Source organism: Secundilactobacillus oryzae JCM 18671, from assembly GCF_000740055.1.
Taxonomy (GTDB): Bacteria; Bacillota; Bacilli; order Lactobacillales; family Lactobacillaceae; genus Secundilactobacillus; species Secundilactobacillus oryzae.
On sequence record NZ_BBJM01000017.1, the window covers coordinates 13,812 to 34,274 of the forward strand.

General features: G+C 41.8%; 23 protein-coding genes. 3 read left to right on the forward strand and 20 right to left on the reverse strand.

What is annotated here, in order from left to right:
• Positions 1-9: 9 nt before the first annotated feature.
• The 3 genes from LOSG293_RS05545 to ccpA all read right to left on the reverse strand — a co-directional run bounded on the left by LOSG293_RS05545 (position 10) and on the right by ccpA (position 2,767).
• On the reverse strand, positions 10-744 hold the full coding sequence (locus LOSG293_RS05545) for a YebC/PmpR family DNA-binding transcriptional regulator (protein WP_034528011.1): 735 nt from the start codon (positions 742-744) through the stop codon (positions 10-12).
• Positions 745-857: 113 nt separating this feature from the next.
• Positions 858-1,580, reverse strand: a complete 723-nt coding sequence (locus LOSG293_RS05550) for a hypothetical protein (protein WP_034528013.1) — start codon at positions 1,578-1,580, stop codon at positions 858-860.
• A 185-nt stretch (positions 1,581-1,765) separates the two neighbouring features.
• Positions 1,766-2,767 (reverse strand): catabolite control protein A, encoded by a 1,002-nt coding sequence (gene ccpA / locus LOSG293_RS05555; RefSeq protein WP_034528016.1) that lies wholly within the window; start codon positions 2,765-2,767, stop codon positions 1,766-1,768.
• A 195-nt stretch (positions 2,768-2,962) separates the two neighbouring features.
• Here ccpA and LOSG293_RS05560 point away from each other — a divergent pair, with 195 nt between their 5' ends.
• The gene (locus LOSG293_RS05560; protein WP_034528018.1) at positions 2,963-4,060 is read left to right on the forward strand and encodes a M24 family metallopeptidase; all 1,098 of its coding nucleotides are present in this window, start codon (positions 2,963-2,965) and stop codon (positions 4,058-4,060) included.
• Between the two features lie 38 nt (positions 4,061-4,098).
• Here LOSG293_RS05560 and LOSG293_RS05565 read toward each other — a convergent pair whose 3' ends face one another.
• Complete coding sequence (locus tag LOSG293_RS05565; RefSeq protein WP_051907231.1) at positions 4,099-4,461, reverse strand: YtxH domain-containing protein; 363 nt, start codon at positions 4,459-4,461, stop codon at positions 4,099-4,101.
• 14 nt (positions 4,462-4,475) lie between these two features.
• Complete coding sequence (locus LOSG293_RS05570; RefSeq protein ID WP_034528021.1) at positions 4,476-4,886, reverse strand: DUF948 domain-containing protein; 411 nt, start codon at positions 4,884-4,886, stop codon at positions 4,476-4,478.
• 143 nt (positions 4,887-5,029) lie between these two features.
• On the opposite strand from LOSG293_RS05570, the gene LOSG293_RS05575 reads away from it, so the two are divergent.
• Complete coding sequence (locus LOSG293_RS05575) at positions 5,030-5,893, forward strand: mechanosensitive ion channel family protein (protein ID WP_034528024.1); 864 nt, start codon at positions 5,030-5,032, stop codon at positions 5,891-5,893.
• A 36-nt stretch (positions 5,894-5,929) separates the two neighbouring features.
• Here the strand turns inward: LOSG293_RS05575 and cbpB are convergent, their stop codons facing one another.
• From cbpB to racE, 4 genes are read right to left on the reverse strand one after another with little or no spacing between them, the layout of a single operon-like run.
• Positions 5,930-6,394, reverse strand: a complete 465-nt coding sequence (gene cbpB / locus LOSG293_RS05580) for a cyclic-di-AMP-binding protein CbpB (RefSeq protein WP_034528027.1) — start codon at positions 6,392-6,394, stop codon at positions 5,930-5,932.
• A 14-nt stretch (positions 6,395-6,408) separates the two neighbouring features.
• Positions 6,409-6,924 carry a metallophosphoesterase gene (locus LOSG293_RS05585; RefSeq protein WP_034528030.1) on the reverse strand — a complete coding sequence of 172 codons (516 nt, stop codon included), beginning with the start codon at positions 6,922-6,924 and terminating at the stop codon, positions 6,409-6,411.
• Positions 6,905-7,525, reverse strand: coding sequence for an XTP/dITP diphosphatase (locus tag LOSG293_RS05590; protein ID WP_034528033.1), 621 nt, complete (start codon positions 7,523-7,525; stop codon positions 6,905-6,907). The genes LOSG293_RS05585 and LOSG293_RS05590 overlap by 20 nt, the downstream gene beginning before the upstream one ends.
• An 11-nt stretch (positions 7,526-7,536) precedes the next feature.
• The gene (gene racE / locus LOSG293_RS05595; RefSeq protein ID WP_034528035.1) at positions 7,537-8,352 is read right to left on the reverse strand and encodes a glutamate racemase; all 816 of its coding nucleotides are present in this window, start codon (positions 8,350-8,352) and stop codon (positions 7,537-7,539) included.
• A gap of 99 nt (positions 8,353-8,451) precedes the next feature.
• On the opposite strand from racE, the gene LOSG293_RS05600 reads away from it, so the two are divergent.
• Positions 8,452-8,988, forward strand: a complete 537-nt coding sequence (locus LOSG293_RS05600; protein ID WP_081919908.1) for a YslB family protein — start codon at positions 8,452-8,454, stop codon at positions 8,986-8,988.
• Positions 8,989-9,024: 36 nt separating this feature from the next.
• On the opposite strand, the gene trxA is transcribed toward LOSG293_RS05600, so the two are convergent.
• From trxA to dinB, 11 genes are all read right to left on the reverse strand, one after another.
• The gene (gene trxA, locus LOSG293_RS05605; protein WP_034528039.1) at positions 9,025-9,339 is read right to left on the reverse strand and encodes a thioredoxin; all 315 of its coding nucleotides are present in this window, start codon (positions 9,337-9,339) and stop codon (positions 9,025-9,027) included.
• 74 nt (positions 9,340-9,413) lie between these two features.
• Positions 9,414-11,771, reverse strand: a complete 2,358-nt coding sequence (locus LOSG293_RS05610; RefSeq protein WP_034528041.1) for an endonuclease MutS2 — start codon at positions 11,769-11,771, stop codon at positions 9,414-9,416.
• A 162-nt stretch (positions 11,772-11,933) separates the two neighbouring features.
• The gene (locus LOSG293_RS05615; RefSeq protein ID WP_034528043.1) at positions 11,934-12,458 is read right to left on the reverse strand and encodes a CvpA family protein; all 525 of its coding nucleotides are present in this window, start codon (positions 12,456-12,458) and stop codon (positions 11,934-11,936) included.
• A 21-nt stretch (positions 12,459-12,479) separates the two neighbouring features.
• Positions 12,480-12,731, reverse strand: coding sequence for a cell division protein ZapA (locus LOSG293_RS05620; RefSeq protein ID WP_034528046.1), 252 nt, complete (start codon positions 12,729-12,731; stop codon positions 12,480-12,482).
• 131 nt (positions 12,732-12,862) lie between these two features.
• Positions 12,863-13,186: a DUF1292 domain-containing protein gene (locus LOSG293_RS05625; RefSeq protein WP_081919909.1), complete on the reverse strand. Its 324-nt coding sequence runs from the start codon at positions 13,184-13,186 to the stop codon at positions 12,863-12,865.
• Between the two features lie 16 nt (positions 13,187-13,202).
• Positions 13,203-13,637 carry a Holliday junction resolvase RuvX gene (ruvX, locus tag LOSG293_RS05630; protein WP_034528048.1) on the reverse strand — a complete coding sequence of 145 codons (435 nt, stop codon included), beginning with the start codon at positions 13,635-13,637 and terminating at the stop codon, positions 13,203-13,205.
• Entirely contained in the window at positions 13,634-13,903 is a 270-nt protein-coding gene (locus LOSG293_RS05635; protein WP_034528051.1) for an IreB family regulatory phosphoprotein, read from the reverse strand. The genes ruvX and LOSG293_RS05635 overlap by 4 nt, the downstream gene beginning before the upstream one ends.
• A 100-nt stretch (positions 13,904-14,003) precedes the next feature.
• The gene (alaS, locus tag LOSG293_RS05640; RefSeq protein ID WP_034528054.1) at positions 14,004-16,646 is read right to left on the reverse strand and encodes an alanine--tRNA ligase; all 2,643 of its coding nucleotides are present in this window, start codon (positions 16,644-16,646) and stop codon (positions 14,004-14,006) included.
• A 263-nt stretch (positions 16,647-16,909) separates the two neighbouring features.
• Positions 16,910-18,265, reverse strand: coding sequence for a DEAD/DEAH box helicase (locus tag LOSG293_RS05645; protein ID WP_034528056.1), 1,356 nt, complete (start codon positions 18,263-18,265; stop codon positions 16,910-16,912).
• Complete coding sequence (locus LOSG293_RS05650) at positions 18,262-19,221, reverse strand: DHH family phosphoesterase (protein ID WP_034528058.1); 960 nt, start codon at positions 19,219-19,221, stop codon at positions 18,262-18,264. Before LOSG293_RS05650 ends, LOSG293_RS05645 begins: the two co-directional genes overlap by 4 nt.
• Positions 19,222-19,290: 69 nt before the next feature.
• Entirely contained in the window at positions 19,291-20,406 is a 1,116-nt protein-coding gene (gene dinB, locus LOSG293_RS05655) for a DNA polymerase IV (protein WP_034528061.1), read from the reverse strand.
• Positions 20,407-20,463: the final 57 nt, after the last annotated feature.

Here is a 20,463-nt window from a genome sequence, read left to right on the forward strand (position 1 = left end):
AGGTCTAAATTATTCAGCTGTTTCAGGTAACGTAGCTGCTTCGTAAACATCAGCAACATCATCGTTATCTTCAAGTTCATCAATTAAACCTTGGTATTGTGAAACTTTGTCAGCTGGTACTTCAGTCGTGTTCTCAGGGAACAATCTAACCTCGGCAGTATCAAGATCATACTTATCTTGTAAACTGTCTCGTACCGCAGCCATATCAGATGATGCAGTGAAAATTTCAAAGCTATCATCCGTTGTGTTCATATCTTCAGCGCCAGCATCCAGTGCATCCATTAACATTGTATCTTCATCAACGTCTAAGCCGTCACGTAAAATAACAATGTAGCCCTTACGGTTAAACATGTAAGCAACTGAACCATCAGTTCCTAATGCGCCACCGTGATGAGTGAATGCAGAACGAATAGCGGCCGCCGTTCTGTTTTTGTTATCAGTCAATGCAGAAACCATTACTGCGGTTCCGCCTGGTCCATAACCCTCATAGGTAATTTCTTCGAACTTAGCGCCACCAACACCAGAAGCCTTATCAATCGCACGTTGTACGTTATCTTTAGGCATGTTAGCTGCGCGTGCCTTTTCCATTACCAATCTAAGCTGAGGATTGTTCGCTGGATCAGGATCACCTGCTTTTGCAGCTTGGTACAAGTCACGTGAGATTTTTTGGAAGATTTTTCCACGTTTAGCATCTTGGGCGTTTTTACGTCCTTGTATGTTATGCCATTTTGAATGTCCTGACATCTGAACTCCTCTTTTCTTATAATTAGTAATCTATATAAAACAGACATCTAGTAGTTTAGCACGCTCAATCAGTTTTTTCAATAACTGAACCCGCTTTATGTGCTGAACTTAACTTAGTTTTTGCTAAAGACTCTATGTCCCATCGTAATCATGAATCCCAAAAGCAGCATCATTAGTCCGATAAAGCCCGCCATCACAACTGTACTTTGGCCAACTGTGTTAGCTAATTGAACTTGAATGGTGGATAGACCTGATACTAGGTCAGAATATTGGAGCATAATGCCACCAGCCGCGCCAGCAGTTAGAAGACCAGCAATAAGTAAACCAGGTCCAAACGAGCGCCAGAAGTGATGCCTAAAAATCGAAATAACGAACATCAAGATCATTAAAATACCACTCGCAACAATGGCATAAAAATTGTATTGGTTAGCAGCATACAATTCCGATTGAACGGGTGCTACTTTAGAATGAATTTTTTGTTGAAACTGGCTAGTTAATTCTGCAGAAATTGCTTTCAATAGCGTACTTGAAATCTGCGATGAGACACCAGTTACTTCTGCACGTTGGCTAATCAGTGAGCTGATTCTCGCCTGGATTTGTTGTGATAATTGTGCTGACGCCACGTTACCATTAAGTAACAGACGATACTCCGTTTCAAACACAGCGCCCATCATTTTATTCGTCACAATATTTTGCGTAACCCCTGCCGTATTCAAATCAGTATTAACACTGGTTACTAGCTCCTGCGCCGCATCAGTTTGCTCCGCCTTATTTGCCACGTAGGAAGGTGAAAAGATGGTAACTTTCATGACAGCGGTTAAGATTAAGACTGTCATAATCAGTCCCCATAAAATATTAAAAAACGATCGCCGTGGTCGCAGTTTTGCAGCGCTGGGGTTTTGCCTTCTGGAAAGTCTACTATCAAGTTCATCGATATTGATCACCTCAAGGTTTCAAATTAAAAGCTAATATTTCATTTCAACCATTATATAACAAAAAAGAACGCATCTGCGTTCTTTCTTTACTTTGTTGATTGTCGTTTCATCAAGCCGTATGGCAATACCACATTGTTGTCTTCTACGTCTTCATTTTCCATAAGTTTGGTGAGCAAACGCATTGCCACCGCACCAATATCATAGAGTGGTTGTGTGATAGACGATAATTTTGGTCGCACAAGTTCGGTTAACTTGGTATCGTTACTTGTGACAATTTCAAATTGGCCTGGTACGTCAATACCAGCATCCGTTAACCCGTTTAAAACACCAGAAGCTAACTCATCATCTCCAACAAAGGCTGCATCGGCTCCAGCAGCTGTTAACGCTGGTTCAAGCGCTTGCCCTGCTTGATATGAGTAGTCAGTTTCGAAGACAAATCGTTCATCGTAATCGATACCTGCAGCCGCAAGTGCCTGCTTGTATCCCTTAAGACGATAGTCGCTGTTAATTGCCTGGTCCATTGGTCCCGAAACAAACGCAACTTTCTTACTGCCATGATCAATTAAGTTCTTAACAGCTTCTTGAACAGCAGCTACGTAATCGATATTAACGCTTGGGGTTTCACCAGTTTCATCAACAGAACCCGCCAAGACAACTGGTGCCTTTGAACGTTCGAATTCTTTACGCAAGTCATCCGTAATTTCATTACCCATGAAAATAATGCCATCGACTTGCTTGGCCATTAAGGTATTTAAAACTTGAACTTCTTTACGGCCGTTTTCATCTGAATTAGCCAAAATAATGTTGTACTTGTACATCATCGCGATATCATCGATTCCTCGTGCTAATGACGAGAAATAAATATTTGTCACGTCAGGGATAATAACCCCCACCGTTGTCGTTTTTTTACTTGCTAGACCTCGTGCAACAGCATTGGGCCGATAATCTAGTCGATCAATGACTTCCAAAACCTTTTTCCGTGTGGCTGGTTTTACGTTTGGATTCCCATTGACTACACGAGAAACTGTTGCCATTGATACAGCAGCTTCTCGGGCCACGTCATAAATAGTTACAGTTTGTTTGTCCATCGTGATAGCCCTTTCTTAACTTATATCATACGTTTTCATTAATTTTTTCATCAACCAGAATAATATAGCAAACTATGAAAGTAAATGCAAATTGAAAACGCTTTCATGAGAATAATAACCCTTTCGTTGTAAATTTTCAAGCAAACCGACATATCTCACGTGCTATAATGTAAACAATTCTATAGAGGTGATTAGATGTCAAAGTTAGAACAGATTCAAACGTGGGCCGATAGCCAAAAGGCCGACCTCGTTTATGTCAGCGATCCAAAAACGATTCAATATTTAACTGGATTCTACAGTGATCCAATTGAACGGGTTTTAGCCCTGCTTGTGTTCCCAGACCAAGATCCATTTATGTTTGCCCCCGCTCTTGAAGTGGAAGCAATCAAGGATACCGGATTCAAGTACCCTGTTTACGGTTACTTAGATCACGAAAATCCATGGGAAAAAATTGGTGCTCAAGTTAATAAGCGTAACGCCAACGTTAAATCAATTGCATTAGAAAAAACGCAATTATCCGTTGAGCGACTTGAAGCATTGAAAACGACATTTACGAGTGCAACATTTGATCTCAACATTTCGCCATTCTTCGAAAAAATGCGTTTAATTAAGACCCCAGACGAAATTGAAAAATTGAATATCGCTGGTAAGTGGGCCGATTTTGCCTTTGAGCAAGGTTTTGTCGCAGTTAAAGCTGGTCGTAGTGAACAACAGGTGGCCGCAGACCTTGAATATGCCTTAAAACAAAAAGGAATTATGGAAATGAGTTTCGATACGTTGGTTCAAGCTGGTGCACACGCAGCCGAACCACATGGTGCTACTAATGGTACAAAATTTGAAAACAACGAACTCATTTTGTTTGATCTTGGGACGGTTTGGGAAGGTTATATTAGTGATGCTTCTCGAACTGTCGCTTTGGGTAAACCAACCGAGAAACAACTCGATATTTATAATGTCTGTCTAGAAGCACAGTTAACCGCCCAAGACTACGCTAAACCAGGTATTACAGCTGCTTCTCTTGATAAGGTTGCTCGTGATGTCATCACCAAGGCAGGCTACGGCGAATACTTCATTCACCGTTTAGGCCATGGAATGGGAATGAGTGAACACGAATACCCTTCAATTATGGAAGGAAACGATTTACTTCTTGAACCAGGCATGTGCTTCTCGATTGAACCTGGGATTTACATTCCAGGTGTCGCTGGAGTTCGAATTGAAGATTGTGTTCATATTACAGAAACTGGTAATGAACCCTTTACGCATACATCAAAAGATCTTACTTATGTAGGATAAATAAAAAATCAGCCCTCAATGATGGGCTGATTTTTTGATTACTTATCTGAATCTGGTGTAAAGGTTACCGTTGAATTTTCATAATCCGAGTCTTCTGGGGTTTCATTTTGAACGAGATCATCACTGCTCAAAATAATATCATCATCCTCACTGGCATTTTCGTAGCCATCGAAATCTGTATCATCCTGAAGCTTATGGTCATTCCAAGCGTCCTTCAAATCGTCCAATAAATCATTCGCATAAAATGCATAATCCACTGCACGGTCTTTAGCTGCGTCTACCTTGTCCAAAACAACTTCGCGAACTTCACGTTGTTCATCTTCATCCAATGAACGATACTTAGCGTAAGCAACACCTGCGCCTGCTGCAAGTAGTCCGAATACAAGTCCTTTTTTTCCCATTTAGCTCATTCCAATCATTTATTTGATTTGTCGTGCCGATTTAAATAGATTCCCATTGCAGTTGCAACGATTTTTGTTAATGCCGAATTCCCTTTATGATGCTTTCGTGAACTTGTCACGCGACTCGTTAGATTTCTAGTTGCCTCGTTCAAGTCCGAAACACTCTGGCCAAGATCACCGGCTGCCTGGAATACTGGGTCAATTTTGGCAGACTTTTTGTTAACGTCAGTCAAAAGTTGATCTGCGTTGGCCATAAGATTTTCAGCCTGTCGTGAAAGCACATCCGCATCATCAGTCAATGTCTTAACACTGCGATTAACCTCACCCAACGTTTTCGTCATCTTCATTAAGAAAATCCCGATAAATATAACCAAAATCAAAAATGCACTTGCTGCGATTAAGCCAGCAATTTGTCCACCCGTCATTATGACGCCTCCTTTGGTAACTCTTAGTCTATCATTAGCATAGCATTTACCTCTAGGCTTCGCAATAAAAACGAGGTTGCATTTCCAAGTGACTAAAATTTTGCTACACTAGTTTTAATATTCTATAGATTGGAAGTTAAACCATGTATCCCAAAATTATCTTTGCGTCATTTTCTACCTTTTGGTCGCATTTCATCAATCGTTATGATTGGGATAAAATATTCGACTTAATTACCGGTCGCTTGTTTCAATTTTTGCTCCTCAGTCTCCTATTTCTCGTCATTCGTTGGATTGGTCGGCTTATCATTCGCAAAAGCTTTAAAAAATACCAAAGTTCACGTCTTTTAAACGCTAACTCCAATCGAATCGATACGATTAATTCGCTGGTACTCAACAGCTTCTCCTACATTATCCTTTTCTTTTGGCTATATGCACTGCTAACCATGATGGGCGTCCCAGTGGGAACGCTCATTGCCGGTGCCGGAATTTTCAGTTTGGCATTAGGACTTGGTGCGCAAGGATTCGTCTCAGATATTGTGACTGGATTCTTCATTATCCTGGAACAACAACTAGACGTTGGTGATGCCGTGAAGTTAGATGGTATTGAAGGAACGGTAACTGCCATCGGTTTGCGTACTACCCAAGTCACCAGTTACGATGGCACCCTTAATTTCATTCCAAATCGCAATATCCAGATTGTCAGCAACCTATCCCGAAATGAAATGCGAGCATTAATTGAAATCAATATTTACCCAAATGCCCCACTTGAGAAAATTCACAGCATCATTGCTGAAGTTAACGATCAATTAACACCTAAGTATCCTCAAATTACAAAAGGGCCAACGTATCTCGGTACTGCCACAACTACAGCTGGTCATCTTTCTATTCAGGTCAGCGCCTACACGACTCCTGGTGACCAATTGCTTGTCCAGCGAGCATTCTTATCCGCCTACCTTCGAGCAATTCGTGAAGCAGGCATTGATTTACCAACCAGTTATATTAACTAATAAAAGCGTATTTGAGAAAATTTCTCAAATACGCTTTTATTTGGTCTGTACATCAAAATATTCATCTAAATTATGAGCCAGGAAGTTAACCCGTTTCAAAATCTCGCGGCGAGTGATAATGCCAGTGAACGTACCCATTTGGTCAACAACTGGCAGAAACGGTTCATCCACTAGTCGGTTAAGAATCTGTTCTAAATCATCAGGATGGTCAATAACCGCAACATCTTTTTCCATCACATCCCCAACTTGAATATCGCGAAGTCGGTCAGGATTTATTTTTACACTCTCCATCATTTGAGCCGTTATCAAGGCTAATGAAACAAATCCGCGAAACTGACCTCGATTATTGAGAACTGGAATTTTAGAGTAACCCGTTTGGGAAAGCACCAATAAAGCATGATAGCAATCATTGGTCTCAGTGACGTTGGCGACAACATCTGCCGGAATTAAATACCCATCACCTGACATCCGTAATAGTTCCTCTATGGCGCGGTCTAACATTTTCCCACCTCTTTCTAGCGTTTAATGACAGTACTCAAACTTGAAATAAGCTGACTGTTTCGATCAAAATAATCAACCTCATACATCGTCTTGGTTGCGGTAACAATTGCAAAGGTACCACCAATGCTAGCATACTCACCACGTGGCAGTGAAATACTACCCGGGTTAACAAATAAGCAATCATCTTGCCATTCAACGCCCAACTTATGGGTATGACCAAAGAAAACCATATTGGCACGTAACTCTTTGGCTCTTAGTGCTAACCGTGTCAAATCCATATTGACGCCGTAATGATCGCCATGCGTCATATAAATGTTTTGATCTTCAATGGTCTCCAAAACTTCTTCTGGGAATCCATCGTTGAAGTCATTGTTTCCCCGAACAAAATAGGTATCTTCAAAAAATGGATCCGTTACCTGTCCCTCCGAGTCACCACAGTGAAAAATGGCATCTACGTCAGGATTCTTTGCTTTTACCTCATTTAAAATGGCTTGATCGCCATGATTGTCGCTAATCACTAAAATTCTCATTATTCGCCCACCACTCATCAAATTTAGTCATCATCTGCTTCGTTGCCCGACCACGGTGGCTAATGGCGTTTTTTTCAGTCGCACTTAATTCAGCCATCGTTCGATTTAATTCCGGTACATAAAATAGCGGATCATACCCGAACCCGTTCTCTCCACGACCAGCCGTTAGAATTTTACCACGAACCTCGCCCTCACTCACCAATTGATGGCCATTCGGACTCACTAGTACTAGCGTGGTATGAAATTTGGCGGTACGCTCTTCATCTGGTACTTGAGCCAAGTTAGCTAACAATTTAGCATTATTGGCCACATCATCATGATCGCCAGCATACCTTGCTGAGTGAACACCAGGTTCTCCATTCAATGCATCAACCATTAGACCTGAATCATCGGCTAGAACGGACAAATTAGTCAGCTTGGCAATGGTCTCCGCTTTTATTCGTGCATTTTCTAGAAACGTTTGACCATTTTCCTCGATTTCTGGAAGATTGCCAAAATCAGCTAAGGTCAGTAACTTGATCCCCTTTGGCTTTAGAATAGTCCGAAATTCGGCCGCCTTGCCAGCATTTTTAGTGGCAATAACGAGTTTGTCTTTAGTCATGCTTCAATTCCTCATTTCGTTTCGAGATCCGTGATTGGGACATGAATCGCTTGAATATCGTTTTGCGGTAACCAATCATTGGCAATTGCTTCAAATCGCTTTGAATCGCCACTCGTAAAGTATTGATCAGCTAATTCTTTTTTAGACGTAGCATTCGTCAATTCGAAGTAATCCAACATAGTCGTAACCATATTAGCGGTTTCTACAGCAGGATCTACCAGTGTCACATCAGGCCCGACTGCTTCTTGAATGAATGGCTTGAGGAGTGGAAAATGCGTGCACCCTAAGATTAAGGTGTCGATTCCTGTACCGTCAAAATCTTTCAATGACGCTTTAACGATTTCTCTGGCTTTCTCGGTCGTGTACTCATTATCCTCAACTAACGTTACGAAGCTTTGACAGGCTACGCTGAATACTTCGTTACGCCCATCTTTAGCTAGAATCGACTTTTCGTAAGCCTGACTCTTAATGGTGCCATCCGTTGCAATCAAACCAATTTTGTGATTACGGGTTACTTTAGTCGCAGCCCGCGCACCTGGTGAGATAACGCCAATTACTGGAATTGGCAGCATGGCACGTAAGTCATCTAATGCCGCATACGTTGCTGTATTGCAAGCAATCACAAACATTTTAATGTCTTTATCCAATAAATATTGACCAATTTGCCCGGCAAATTGAGAAACTTCTGTCGCTGAGCGAGGGCCATACGGGAGTCGTCCCTGGTCACCAAAAAAATAGACCGTTTCGTAAGGTAGCTGCTTGAGCGTTTCCTTTACAACCGTTAACCCGCCGACTCCTGAGTCCATGTAACCAATAGCTTGTGCCATTTTTGTACCCCTCTTTTTCCGATTTACTCTGAAACTCAATTATCGCTTTTTTCGAACTGAGTTTCAAGTGTTCAAAATTTCATAAATGACTTGATTTTAATGATTCAGAAAGAGTACGCTATTTGTATTATTAATAAAAAGGATGACATCATGCAAAACTCAATTTATTCGCAATACTTAAGTAACGACCGACTTTCAGACTTATTCGGTTTAGCCCTTCTTCGCGACGTTGTGCTTCCCGATCTTATGGGTGATGACGTGAATAATATTTTATACTTCGAAGGAAAAAAGCTTGCTCGTCGATTCCCGTTAGCAAATCAAAGCGATGAGATAACCTTCTTCGAACAAGCTAAATTTGGCCACCTTGAGCAAGTTAAAACAACAACAAAACAAGTGGTTTGGCTGTTATCCGGAATCGAAGTGGAACCCCGCTTGAAGCAACCTGAATCATTCATGCTTGAAGCTGGTTTTTTAGCACAACAGGTCGAACAACAACTTGGCTTCATCGCTGAAGCCGAAGTCAAAAAGGAAAAGCATGGCATCGAAATTACCGTTCACGTTGATCCAAAGGACTTACTAGAGGCTGAAGAAGTCGACCCACAAACGCTCACCATTATTAATCCATCAGAGAACTAAAAAAGATTTCAGCCCTTCGGCTGAAATCTTTTTTTCTTAAACGTATTGTGTCAAAACCTTTTCGAGTTGTTCCTTTGAATGGTAACCAACGATTGAATCAACCACTTGGCCATCCTTCTTAACTAAAAGTGTTGGAATACTCATGATGCCAAACTTTTGTGCAGTTTCTGGGTTTGCATCAACGTCCATCTTATTGAATGTGACTTGATCACCCATTTCTTCGGAAAGCTTCTCCACTACTGGGGATTGCATACGACAAGGTCCACACCATGTTGCCCAAAAATCAGTCAACGTGACACCTTGAGCCGTATCATTTTCAAACGTCTTATCAGTCGTTTCTACTACGCTCATTCTAGTCACTCCTTCTCTTAATTACATTAAGTAAGTATATCAAACTCTGAACTTTTTACAAATCATCTGCTCAATTAAAATTTGACGATGGTCGAACCATCTCCACCCGCATTAGCAGGTGAGAAGCCAAACTCTTTTACCCGTTTATTGCTCTTTAGGTACTCTGTAACCCCTTTTCGAAGGGCACCGGTCCCTTTACCATGGATAATTGTAATCGACGGGTAACCGGCTAGGAGTGCCGAATCAATATAACGATCCACCTCAGCCATCGCTTCTTCGTATCGTTTACCACGTAAATCCAAGGTCGGGCTCATGCCACTAGAACCAGACCGTCGGATTGTTGCCCGGGGTGCTTTCACCTTTGTTGCCTCAGGCTTTATCTTATCAAGATTAACCTCGTCAATCTTCATCTTGATGATTCCCATTTGTACTTCCCACTCAGTATCGGACAACTTCTTCATTAAAGTACCCATTTGTCCGTATGACTTCACAAAGACTTCGTCGCCCTTTTTGAAATCGTGACGCCGTTTTTCGCGCTGAAGAACTTTATTCTTCTTTAATGAAGGATCTTGTTGTAGGGCGTTAATGGCGCCCTTAGCTGCGATTAATTCGTTTTCCTTAACCGATTGATTAGCTGCAATTTGTTTCTTGTGTAAGTCACTAATAATCTCATTTGCCCGGCTCCGAGTGTCATTAACAATCTTGTTAGCCTGATCTTTAGCATCTTCAATTAAGCGATCTTTTTGCGTTTCCAATTTGTTGAACCGTGTTTTCAGTTCATCGTGAATTGCGGTTGCCTCGGCCAATTCAATTTCTAACTGGCTAGCTTCCTCTTCGGCAGCCTTCTTTTGGGCTGTTAAGTCAGCAATCATGTTGTTAATATCCTGATTATCTTGATTGGTTAATTCACGTGCCTCAGCAATAATAGATGGTTTAATTCCTAATCTCGCTGCAATTTCAAACGCGTTACTCCGACCCGGAATCCCAATCAATAGCCGATACGTTGGTTTCAACGTTTCCGTATCAAATTCCATGCTGGCATTAATGGTATCCGCACGATTGTAACCAAATGCCTTCAATTCAGGGTAGTGGGTTGTCGCCACAACATAACTACCGATACTACCGATATCATCTAAAATGGCCATTGCAAGAGCCGCCCCTTCTTGAGGGTCAGTTCCCGCACCAACTTCATCAAGTAGAATTAAACTCCTTTGGTCCGCTTGATTTAAAATCGTCCCAATATTATCCATATGTGACGAGAAAGTACTCAAGTTTTGTTCAATTGATTGTTCATCACCAATATCAGCAAAAACAGCACTGAAAATGCCAATTTGACTATTTTCATTAGCAGAGATAAACAAACCAGACTGACCCATTAATTGAGCGAGCCCTAAAGTTTTCAGTGTGATTGTTTTCCCACCAGTGTTGGGACCAGTGACGATAATCGCCTTATAATCTTCTCCAATCGCAATATCATTCGCTACCACCCGTTTTGGATCAATTAAGGGGTGGCGAGCACCTCTTAATTTAACAATGTTAGCTTCAGAAATAGCGGGCTCCGTAGCCTTTAACTGGTGAGCGTATCTGGCCTTTGCATTGATAAAGTCTAAATGTCCCAGAATCACAGCATTATGTTCAATTTCTGGTTGATAAGGCCGCAGCAAGTCTGACAGATCGGTTAACACCCGACGCTCTTCTTGTTGCTCTGCCATCTGATGTTGTCGTAATTGGTTGTTCAATTCAACGACAGCGCCTGGCTCAATAAACAAAGTTTGCCCAGTAGCGCTTTGGTCATGCACAATGCCACCAAAATGCGATTTATTTTCCGCCTTTACTGGAATGACGAACCGGCCATCTCGAATGGTTACAATCCCCTCACTCAGGTACTTAGCGTCGTTACCACGTGTGTAACCCTCCATTTTACTGCGAATAGTGGCCTCAGTGCGTGAAATTTGATGTCGAATTTGAGCAAGTTCAACAGAAGCCGTATCGAGAATTCGACCATCGTCCTCAACTGACCGTTTCAACCGTTCAACAATTTCTGGCAAAGCACTGATTTGACCAACAAAAGCATAAAGGCGACGAAGCTCAACTTCTTTTTCCTGAAGCCGATCAAAAAAAGTCGTCATTGCTTCAGTCGTTTTCAGCACCCGGGATACGTGGGCTAACTCCGTACCACTCAGCGTTCCTTGAATTTCCAGACGTTTCATTTGTGGCGCAATATCCTCTAGCTTAGGCAGTGAAATCCCGCCTTCTAGCCGGAGAACGTCTGCACCATCCTTTGTTTCATCCAACCATTCTCTGATCTTTTCCCCATCAGCAATTGGCTCTAATGACGCTAATTCTGCACGACCAGCATCAGAGACAAGGTACTGATAAATGGCTTGTTTAATTTCATCGTAAGCCAAGGTTGATAAAATTTTTTTATTCATTTGATATCCTTTGACTCCTTTTTTAGATCAAAATACACTTCAATCGTTTCTCGATTCATTTTAACGCAGAACGGCTGGTTACCAAAGACTTGTACTCGTCCGCGTTAATTCCCTCTTATTAAAAAAGTTGTGACATCAATCTGAGTCACAACTTCAACGTGTCTATCTTGCCAACCACCAGTCATAAATTGAGCCTGTCAAGCCTGGCGTTTTCTCAACAATCCACTGAGCAATTTCCGAAGCTTGATATTGATCCGTTAACCAATCAATTGAAAACAACATCAGAAGTTGAAGTGCCAAAAAGATGACAACATACCAGATCAAGACACCTAATATGCTTCCGGCCAAGGCATTGGCTAAGTGAATCACGGGCAACCGTGTAAAGAATCGACTGGCTCGTTTGATTGCTCTGACGACAATCCAAAATAGTGTCACCGCAATAAAGAACCCTAATCCGTTGAAGAACAGTGTACTGGTGACCGATTCTCCTAGCAAATTATGTCCAGAAAATTCTGGGCTGGGAAGCAGCTGACTTAGAAAGTTGCCCACCGGTTTGGCCAGTAAATTGGCAAAAACAGTCGCCGCTAATAGCGCTACAACATCTAAAATTGTCAGAACAAAGCCGCGACGATAACCGCGGCGAAAACCATGAATCAGTAAGACTAAAATGATGATGGAAAGAACCATAAGCTTCCTATCCTCTTTTTGTTATTGATTTTCGTTATTTGATTTTAATTCATTCAGTTTTTGCGTTGCAATCAGTTGATCTGAAATTGCATTAAATGCCAATAAAATAGCGGCATCCTCTTTTGACATCCGGGGGGCGAGTTCATTTAATTGTGAGAGCTCTCGATTCATTTGTTCAGTAACCGCCTGCATATGCGCCTCTGAACGCGATCCTACGATGGTATAGGTCTTACCCCCGATGACAGCTTTAAATCGGCGTTTATCATCTGCCATAATTTTTATCCACCCTCCTAAAATTAACAAATTCAATTCTATCACGAATTGAGGGTTCAAGGTAGACTCAGCCTTAATTCTTTATTGTTCCAAAAAAAATGGAATCGCATAAATTCGCGATTCCACATTCTTTACTTTTCAGGGTCTCCCCAGTCTTGATCAAATGCATCCGTACCGCCACCATTTAAGAAGGTGTTCAGCATTGATTCGACCATATCCCATTCTTCATCGGATTCGATTGGTAATAAATCGCCTCCTGATGGGTTAGCAGGATCATCTTTGTCTGGAAGTTGGTAAGCTTGAATATCAACTTCCTCATCGTCTGCTTTACCTGCTGGGTACATCAAAATGTATGACTTCCCGTAATCAGGTGATTTAAATGTGAATAAAACTTCGTATAATTCTTCGTTGCCGTCTTCGTCAACCAAAGTAATTTGTTGGTTTTCTTCGCTCATGTGTGGTCCCTCGCTTTTATTGTAATAATTTACCATGTCGATCAAGGTAATTCTGTAGAATCAACCCTGCCGCTAACTTATCGATTACTTGCTTCCGTTTGCGTCTGGAAGTGTCAGCTTGCTCAACTAACATACGCTCCGCTTCAACGGTTGTCAATCGCTCGTCTTCAAAATCAATGGGGAGTCCAAACTTTTCAGTTAAAAGCTCACCATAATAACGCGCAGCTTCTGCCCTAGGTCCTTGAGAGTTATTCATGTTCTTTGGTAACCCCAATACAAAACCACCGACTTCGTACTGCGTGACGAGTTCCGCCACTCGATCTAATCCAAATTGAGATTCATCCTCATTAATTCTAATGATTTCGATTCCCTGGGCTGTCCAGCCCAGCGCATCACTGACTGCTACCCCAACTGTTCGTGAACCAACATCTAATCCCATCAAACGCTTCATTTGTCACTGTCCTTCGTATCGTTTAAATAAACTCGAACGAGTTCTTCAATGATTTCGTCGCGTTCATGTTTGCGAATTAAATTACGTGCGTCGTTCAAACGAGGAATATAGGCTGGGTCACCAGAAAGCAAGTACCCCACAATTTGGTTAATTGGATTATAACCTTTTTCCTCGAGAGCTTGATAGACTGTCTCCAGCGTATCATGAACATCCTTTGGCTTCTTCTCACCAAAATTAAAATACATCGTCTTGTCTAATGCACTCAACCTGATACACCTCCACACTCCTGTTTGTAACAATTCTACAAGATAATCATGCAAACTACAATGAAAGGCGTTCAATGTAATTGATTCGTAATAATGCTAATTAAAGTGCTGAAACCCACTCTGAGGCAGCTTTGATAGCATCTTCTAATCCCTCAGGTTTCTTTCCACCGGCTTGGGCGAGGTTTGGACGACCACCGCCACCACCATTGATTTTAGGCGAGATAGCCTTGATTAAGTCACCGGCTTTGATGCCCTGCTTCGTAACTTCATCTGCAACAGCCACAATTAAGTTTGCCTTATCATCAACCTGAGCACCAAGAACCAAAATATCAGAATAGTTCTTTTGACGCCAAGTATCTGCTAACTGACGAAGTTGATCCATACCAGAAACTTGTACTGTACCGGCAATCAACTTTTTCCCGTTAATCTCTTGGATTTCTTCAAAAATCTTATCAGCTTGCTGACCAGCTAATTTAGCATGCAATGACTTCGTTTCACTTTGCAAGCTCTTGACTTGATCATTCAATTGTTCAATTTTGTGAGGTACATCCTTTAATTGAGGTGCCTTAAGGTCTTGAGCAATCGTTTTAAGCATATCACTTTGGCCATTCAAAAATTCAAACGCTTCTTTTGACGTTACCGCTTCAATTCGACGAGTTCCCGCACCAATCCCTGACTCACTCTTAATCTTGAAGAGACCGATTTCACTTGTGTTTGAAACATGGTCTCCACCACAGAATTCAATTGAGAAATCTCCGATTGAAACTACTCGAACCGTCTTACCATACTTCTCACTAAACAGGGCAATCGCACCCATCTTTTTACCCGTTTCTGGGTCAGTTTCAACCGTCGTAACTGGTAATTCAGCAAAAATTTGTTCGTTAACAATTTGTTCAACCTTCATCAAGTCTTCATCCGTTACTTGACCGAAGTGCGTAAAGTCAAATCGTAAGTAGTCAGGCTCAACAAGTGAACCGGCTTGTTGTGTGTGTTCACCAAAGACATTTCGCAATGCTTGATCCAGTAGGTGGGTTGCACTGTGATTCTTTTCTACCTTGCTGTGGAACATAGGGTCTACGACGAGCTTGAAGTGATCATCAATCGCCATCGGACGTTTGACATCAATGGTGTGCAAGTTTTGACCATTTGGTGCGTGCTGAACATCAATAACCTCTGCCACCAAATTACCGTCTAAATCATAGATATTTCCTTGATCAGCAACCTGACCACCCATTTCCGCGTAGAATGGCGTCTCAGCAAAGATTACTTGTGCATGTCCAGTCGCAGTCTTTTGAACCAGGCGGTTATCCACAATAATTGTCTTAACTTGCGTATCATCAACAGTTAATTGGTTATAGCCGACATATTGACTTGGCACTTTGACATCGACTAACAGATCGTTTTGAAGGCCCATCGCTTTCTTGTTGCCACGAGCTTTTCGAGCACGATCACGTTGTTTCTCCATTTCAACCTTAAAGCCATCTTCATCAACTTTGATGCCTTCATCTTCTGTATATTCTTTGGTCAATTCAACTGGGAATCCGTAAGTATCATAGAGCTTAAATGCATCTTCCCCATTAATTAGGTAGGTTTTATCTTGCTTGGTTTCATCAATTAAATTATTCAGTAATCTAAGACCATCGACCAACGTTTCGTTAAAACGGTCTTCTTCCGACTTCACAATTTTGGCGATATAGTCACTTTGTTCAAGAACTTCAGGGTAGTAAGCCTGCATAACTTTGCCAACAACGGCAACTAGTTTGTATAGGAATGGACCTTGGATGCCTAGTTTTTGTCCATTTACAACCGCACGACGAATCAAGCGACGGATGATGTAGCCTCGGCCTTCATTTGAAGGTAAGGCGCCATCCCCAATAGCAAATGTAATTGCCCGTGAGTGATCCGCAATCACTTTAAATGAGACGTCTAGTTTCGGATCTTGTCCATATTTAACTGTGCCACTTAAGGACTCAGTTTCCTCAATCATTGGCATGAACAAATCTGTTTCGAAGTTAGTTTTTGCATTTTGGAAAACGGAAACGACTCGTTCGAGCCCCATCCCCGTATCAATGTTCTTCCGAGGCAATGGCTTATAGCTACCATCTGGTTCGTGGTTAAACTGTGAAAAGACGATATTCCAAACTTCAAGATAGCGTTGGTTCTCACCACCAGGATAGTTTTCTGGATCATCTTCTGCTAAATCATTGAATGCTTCACCACGATCGTAGAAAATTTCAGAATCGGGTCCTGAGGGGCCTTCACCAATATCCCAGAAGTTGTCTTCAGCTTCGATAATGTGGTCAGGTGCAACCCCAACCTTTTCCCAAGCCTTTTTAGCATCTTGATCCTCTGGATAAACAGTCATGTAAAGCTTTTCTGGGTCCCAGCCAAACCATTCTTCAGACGTGAGTAATTCCCAAGCCCAAGTGATGGCCTCATCCTTAAAGTAATCGCCCACAGAGAAGTTTCCCAGCATTTCAAATAATGTATGGTGTCGAGCGGTTTTACCAACGTTTTCAATATCGTTCGTTCGAATACTCTTTTGGGAACTTGTTAGCCTTGGATTGTCAGGCACAACACTGCCATCAAAGTACTTTTTCATTGTGGCAACACCAGAGTTAATCCATAACAAAGATGGATCGTCCACTGGAATTAGTGATGCACTAGGTTCAATGGTATGACCTTTTGACTTGAAAAAATCTAAATACATTTGTCGAATTTCACTACTGCTTAAGTTTTTCATTTTGACATTCCTTTCCAAAATAAAAGCACCGTTGCTAGTAAAGACGCCTTGGCGCGGTACCACTTTACTTGCAACGATGCTAATCGTATACCTCTTGATGCTCGTTCATGCTGAGCTGCGATTTAATTGTTCATCGCGGGAGCACAAGTCATCCCGTCATCACTTTTCTCACCAACCAAAGTGTCTCTTCAAATGACGGTAATGCTTACATATCCACGACTTATTTCTTTTAAAAGTATAGTGAGTTTCCTCACACTTGTCAATTATTGATAGCGGTTTGAAGATTCCTTTTTCTGCTTCCGTTCGTTACGTCCACGTTGTCGTTGCTCTAAACGACGCTTCTTCAGTTGCTCACGGCTGATTTCTTTTTGGATCTTCTTCTTATAACCCGGCTTAACTTTTTTCTTAGTTTTGTTAATTGAAGCAATCAAAGCACCATCTAACTTTTCATGACCATGGCTCCGAGTTTTACGGCGATTACGATCATAGGAATCAACGATTTCCCCATTTTGAATGGCTTTAGGTTTGAATTCAATGCCCAAAGCCTCAATTTCAGAAATCTTATCTTCCTCATCAGGTGAGTACAAAGTAATTGCAATCCCCTTCATTCCCTTACGACCAGTACGGCCAACTCGGTGAATAAAGAAGTCTAAATCATCAGGAATCCCATCATTGATAACATGTGAAACCCCTTCGATATCAATTCCTCGTGAAGCTAAATCGGTGGCAACCACAAATTGATAATCAAGGTTTTGCACATCCCGCATGACCCGTTTCCGTTCCCGTGGTGGTAAATCTCCTTCAATCATGGCAACTTTTAAGCCGTTTTGCTTCAAGAAACTTGTGATTTCTTTGACTCGATTTTTGGTATTGGCGAATACGAGTGCCAAATAAGGCTCACCCATCGTCAATAAATTATAGATCAAATCATTTTTATTCTTACCCTTAGTCGAAATCAACCAGTTATCAATCGTTGGACTAATCACTGATGTCACTGGAATCTCTTCCATAACGGGATTAGACATGTATTTCCGCAAGAATGGTTGTAGCTTTTGAGGAATGGTTGCAGAGAACACCATCATTTGCAACTTTTCTGGCAAACGACTGGCAATCTGATCAACCTCACTTAAGAAGCCCATATCTAGCGTCATATCCGCTTCATCCACAACAAATGATCTGGCAGTATGAATATCCAACTCACCCGTTTTAACCAAGTCAAGCAGACGTCCAGGCGTCCCAATAATCACTTGTGGTTGCTCATGCTTCAGTTTTGAAATTTGGCGGGCCTTATCCGTGCCACCCACATAGTTCACAACCCGAATTGGTGTATCACTATGACTAGCCAATTGCTTAGCGGCTTCGTAGATTTGATAAGCAAGCTCACGACTTGGCGTTGTAATGACTGACTGGACTTCATCCAATTCTGGATTGATTGCATTAAAAATCGGCAGTAAGAATGTATGTGTTTTACCACTACCAGTTTGAGACTTTCCAATCACACTTTTACCGCTCTTAATTACCGGAATTAAGCGTTGTTGAACTGGTGTTGGTTCCGTAAAACCAAGCTCGTCCAATGCCGCTAATAAAAACGGCTTCAAATTAAATTCTTTAAAACTCATTCATTGTCTCCTTTATTGTTGACGACTAATTCGTTCAATTCATGAATGATTTGTTTGATTTCATCGTCATCCTTGGCAATCGCGCCGCTAGCAAGTTGATGACCGCCGCCACCATGCTGCATTGCGAGTTGATTAATTTCCGGTCCCTTTGACCGAAGTCTAACTCGGAATGTATGATCTTTCGATTCCACAAAAATTGCCCATGCTACTACGCCGACAATTTTACCTGGCAACGGTACAACAGCTGATGTGCTTTCCTTAACCAAGTTAAATGGTTCCAGAATTTCATCCGTCAGTTTGATGTATGCAGCGCCACTCTCGAGAATCGTAAGATTGTCATAGACATAAGCAGATAATTTAGCAAGTGGAACCGTAATTTCGTCTTCCTTTTGGTTAACGGCACTTGCTGAGAAGTTAAGTCGCATTAACTTCGCCGCAACTTCCATTGTGTGTGGTGCCGTGGCTGGGTACATAAAACGCCCAGTATCACCCACAATACCAGCATATAGCAAACGGCCAGCTTCATCAGGAATCATTAACTTTGGTGAAACAGCCTCCGCTAAATCAACAATTAATTCAGATGTACTTGAAGCATCTGGATGTACCCACATGACATCCCCAAATGGATCTTCATTTGGATGGTGATCAATCTTAATGAGCATCTTTCCCTTATCATAACGCTCATCATCCACCCGAGGTTGATTAGCCGTGTCTACGACAATAACCAGTGCCTCTTTATAGTCATCATCAGCGATTTCATCCGTCTTGCCTAACCAATCAAATCCAGGATAAGATTTTCCCGCATTTAGAATGCGCTTTTCAGGAAAGTTAGCTTTCAAGATTTCAGCAAGCCCCAATTGGGACCCAATGGCATCTGGATCAGGTCGTTGATGACGATGAATAATGATGGTTTGGTATTTTTGGATGGCTTCAAGTATTGATTGTTCGGTAGTCATGTTTGATTGTCCTTTCAGTTACGTGGGTTATCCCATAACCGTATAATTATAGTCTTTTCTGCGTGAACATCATAGGTCTTTCCCCTTTATTTCGAATAAAGGTAAGGAAATATTATCAAAATCTAATGGGGCCAACCCGGTAATCGTAATTCCCAGCAAGCGGACACCCCGTTCGATATCAGGCATTTCTTCAAGCAATTGATTGGCATACTGGGCAAATACTTTCGGGTCATTTGGTAAAAAGTCTTTTGAGGTGTACCGCTTGGTAAGTGTCGTGAAATCTTGATAACGAATTTTTAACACTAAAGTCCGACCGTGCTTTTGCTGCTTTTGAACCGTATCTGAAACTAGATCACTCAAAAAATTAATTTGATTAGCAACTGACGTTTCATCGGCTAAAGATTGACCATAAGTCCGTTCTTTTCCAATTGACTTGCGTTCCCGTAAGTACTCGACGGGCCGATCATCAATTCCTCTGACACGACGGTACAACATATAACCAAACTTTCCAAAATCGTGCATCAACTGATTTTCAGAGAGCTGATAGAGGTCTGCACCAGTGAAAACCTTGAGCTCATGCATCTTTGGAACCGTTTTTTTACCAACGCCCCGATATTTTTCTATGGGTAGCTTCATTAAAAAGTCATGGGCATCTTCCTCTTTGATGATTGTCATGCCAACCGGTTTTCGATAATCCGAGGCTTCCTTAGCCAAAAATTTATTATACGAAATGCCGATGGAACTGGTCAAACGGGTCTCTTGCCAAATTTTTTGTTGCAAGAAGAGACCAACTTCGATGGGATTATCAAGGTCTAACTTGTTTTCAGTAATATCTAGGTACGCCTCATCAAGCGCAACCGATTCAATCTTATCCGTTACTTCGTGAAAAATATCGTGAATCTGCTGGGAGACGGCTCGGTATTTTGTGAAATCTGGTTGCTTGAAAACGGCTTCCTTACAACGCTCTAAGGCTTCCTGTGCACTCATTGCAGAATGGATACCAGCAGCTCGAGCCAAATAATTTGCCGTCGCGACAACCCCCCGTCCCCCACTCGTTCTAGGATCCCTGGCAATGACTAAAGGTTGGTGTCGATATTCTGGGTGATCACGCATTTCAATGGAGGCATAAAAAGCATCCATATCCACGTGAATAATGTTTCGCTGCGATTCATCCAAATTAGCCACCTCCCGAGTAGAACTATTTAAACAAAAAAACCAGTCAAAATCAATTGACTGGTTGTA

What these genes read in the sequence shown, in the direction of transcription:
- LOSG293_RS05545 (WP_034528011.1), bottom strand. Translation starts at nt 744, where the DNA reads ATGTCAGGACATTCAAAATGGCATAACATACAAGGACGTAAAAACGCC.
- LOSG293_RS05550 (WP_034528013.1), bottom strand. Translation starts at nt 1,580, where the DNA reads ATGACAGTCTTAATCTTAACCGCTGTCATGAAAGTTACCATCTTTTCA.
- ccpA (WP_034528016.1), bottom strand. Translation starts at nt 2,767, where the DNA reads ATGGACAAACAAACTGTAACTATTTATGACGTGGCCCGAGAAGCTGCT.
- LOSG293_RS05560 (WP_034528018.1), top strand. Translation starts at nt 2,963, where the DNA reads ATGTCAAAGTTAGAACAGATTCAAACGTGGGCCGATAGCCAAAAGGCC.
- LOSG293_RS05565 (WP_051907231.1), bottom strand. Translation starts at nt 4,461, where the DNA reads ATGGGAAAAAAAGGACTTGTATTCGGACTACTTGCAGCAGGCGCAGGT.
- LOSG293_RS05570 (WP_034528021.1), bottom strand. Translation starts at nt 4,886, where the DNA reads ATGACGGGTGGACAAATTGCTGGCTTAATCGCAGCAAGTGCATTTTTG.
- LOSG293_RS05575 (WP_034528024.1), top strand. Translation starts at nt 5,030, where the DNA reads ATGTATCCCAAAATTATCTTTGCGTCATTTTCTACCTTTTGGTCGCAT.
- cbpB (WP_034528027.1), bottom strand. Translation starts at nt 6,394, where the DNA reads ATGTTAGACCGCGCCATAGAGGAACTATTACGGATGTCAGGTGATGGG.
- LOSG293_RS05585 (WP_034528030.1), bottom strand. Translation starts at nt 6,924, where the DNA reads ATGAGAATTTTAGTGATTAGCGACAATCATGGCGATCAAGCCATTTTA.
- LOSG293_RS05590 (WP_034528033.1), bottom strand. Translation starts at nt 7,525, where the DNA reads ATGACTAAAGACAAACTCGTTATTGCCACTAAAAATGCTGGCAAGGCG.
- racE (WP_034528035.1), bottom strand. Translation starts at nt 8,352, where the DNA reads ATGGCACAAGCTATTGGTTACATGGACTCAGGAGTCGGCGGGTTAACG.
- LOSG293_RS05600 (WP_081919908.1), top strand. Translation starts at nt 8,452, where the DNA reads ATGATTCAGAAAGAGTACGCTATTTGTATTATTAATAAAAAGGATGAC.
- trxA (WP_034528039.1), bottom strand. Translation starts at nt 9,339, where the DNA reads ATGAGCGTAGTAGAAACGACTGATAAGACGTTTGAAAATGATACGGCT.
- LOSG293_RS05610 (WP_034528041.1), bottom strand. Translation starts at nt 11,771, where the DNA reads ATGAATAAAAAAATTTTATCAACCTTGGCTTACGATGAAATTAAACAA.
- LOSG293_RS05615 (WP_034528043.1), bottom strand. Translation starts at nt 12,458, where the DNA reads ATGGTTCTTTCCATCATCATTTTAGTCTTACTGATTCATGGTTTTCGC.
- LOSG293_RS05620 (WP_034528046.1), bottom strand. Translation starts at nt 12,731, where the DNA reads ATGGCAGATGATAAACGCCGATTTAAAGCTGTCATCGGGGGTAAGACC.
- LOSG293_RS05625 (WP_081919909.1), bottom strand. Translation starts at nt 13,186, where the DNA reads ATGAGCGAAGAAAACCAACAAATTACTTTGGTTGACGAAGACGGCAAC.
- ruvX (WP_034528048.1), bottom strand. Translation starts at nt 13,637, where the DNA reads ATGAAGCGTTTGATGGGATTAGATGTTGGTTCACGAACAGTTGGGGTA.
- alaS (WP_034528054.1), bottom strand. Translation starts at nt 16,646, where the DNA reads ATGAAAAACTTAAGCAGTAGTGAAATTCGACAAATGTATTTAGATTTT.
- LOSG293_RS05645 (WP_034528056.1), bottom strand. Translation starts at nt 18,265, where the DNA reads ATGAGTTTTAAAGAATTTAATTTGAAGCCGTTTTTATTAGCGGCATTG.
- LOSG293_RS05650 (WP_034528058.1), bottom strand. Translation starts at nt 19,221, where the DNA reads ATGACTACCGAACAATCAATACTTGAAGCCATCCAAAAATACCAAACC.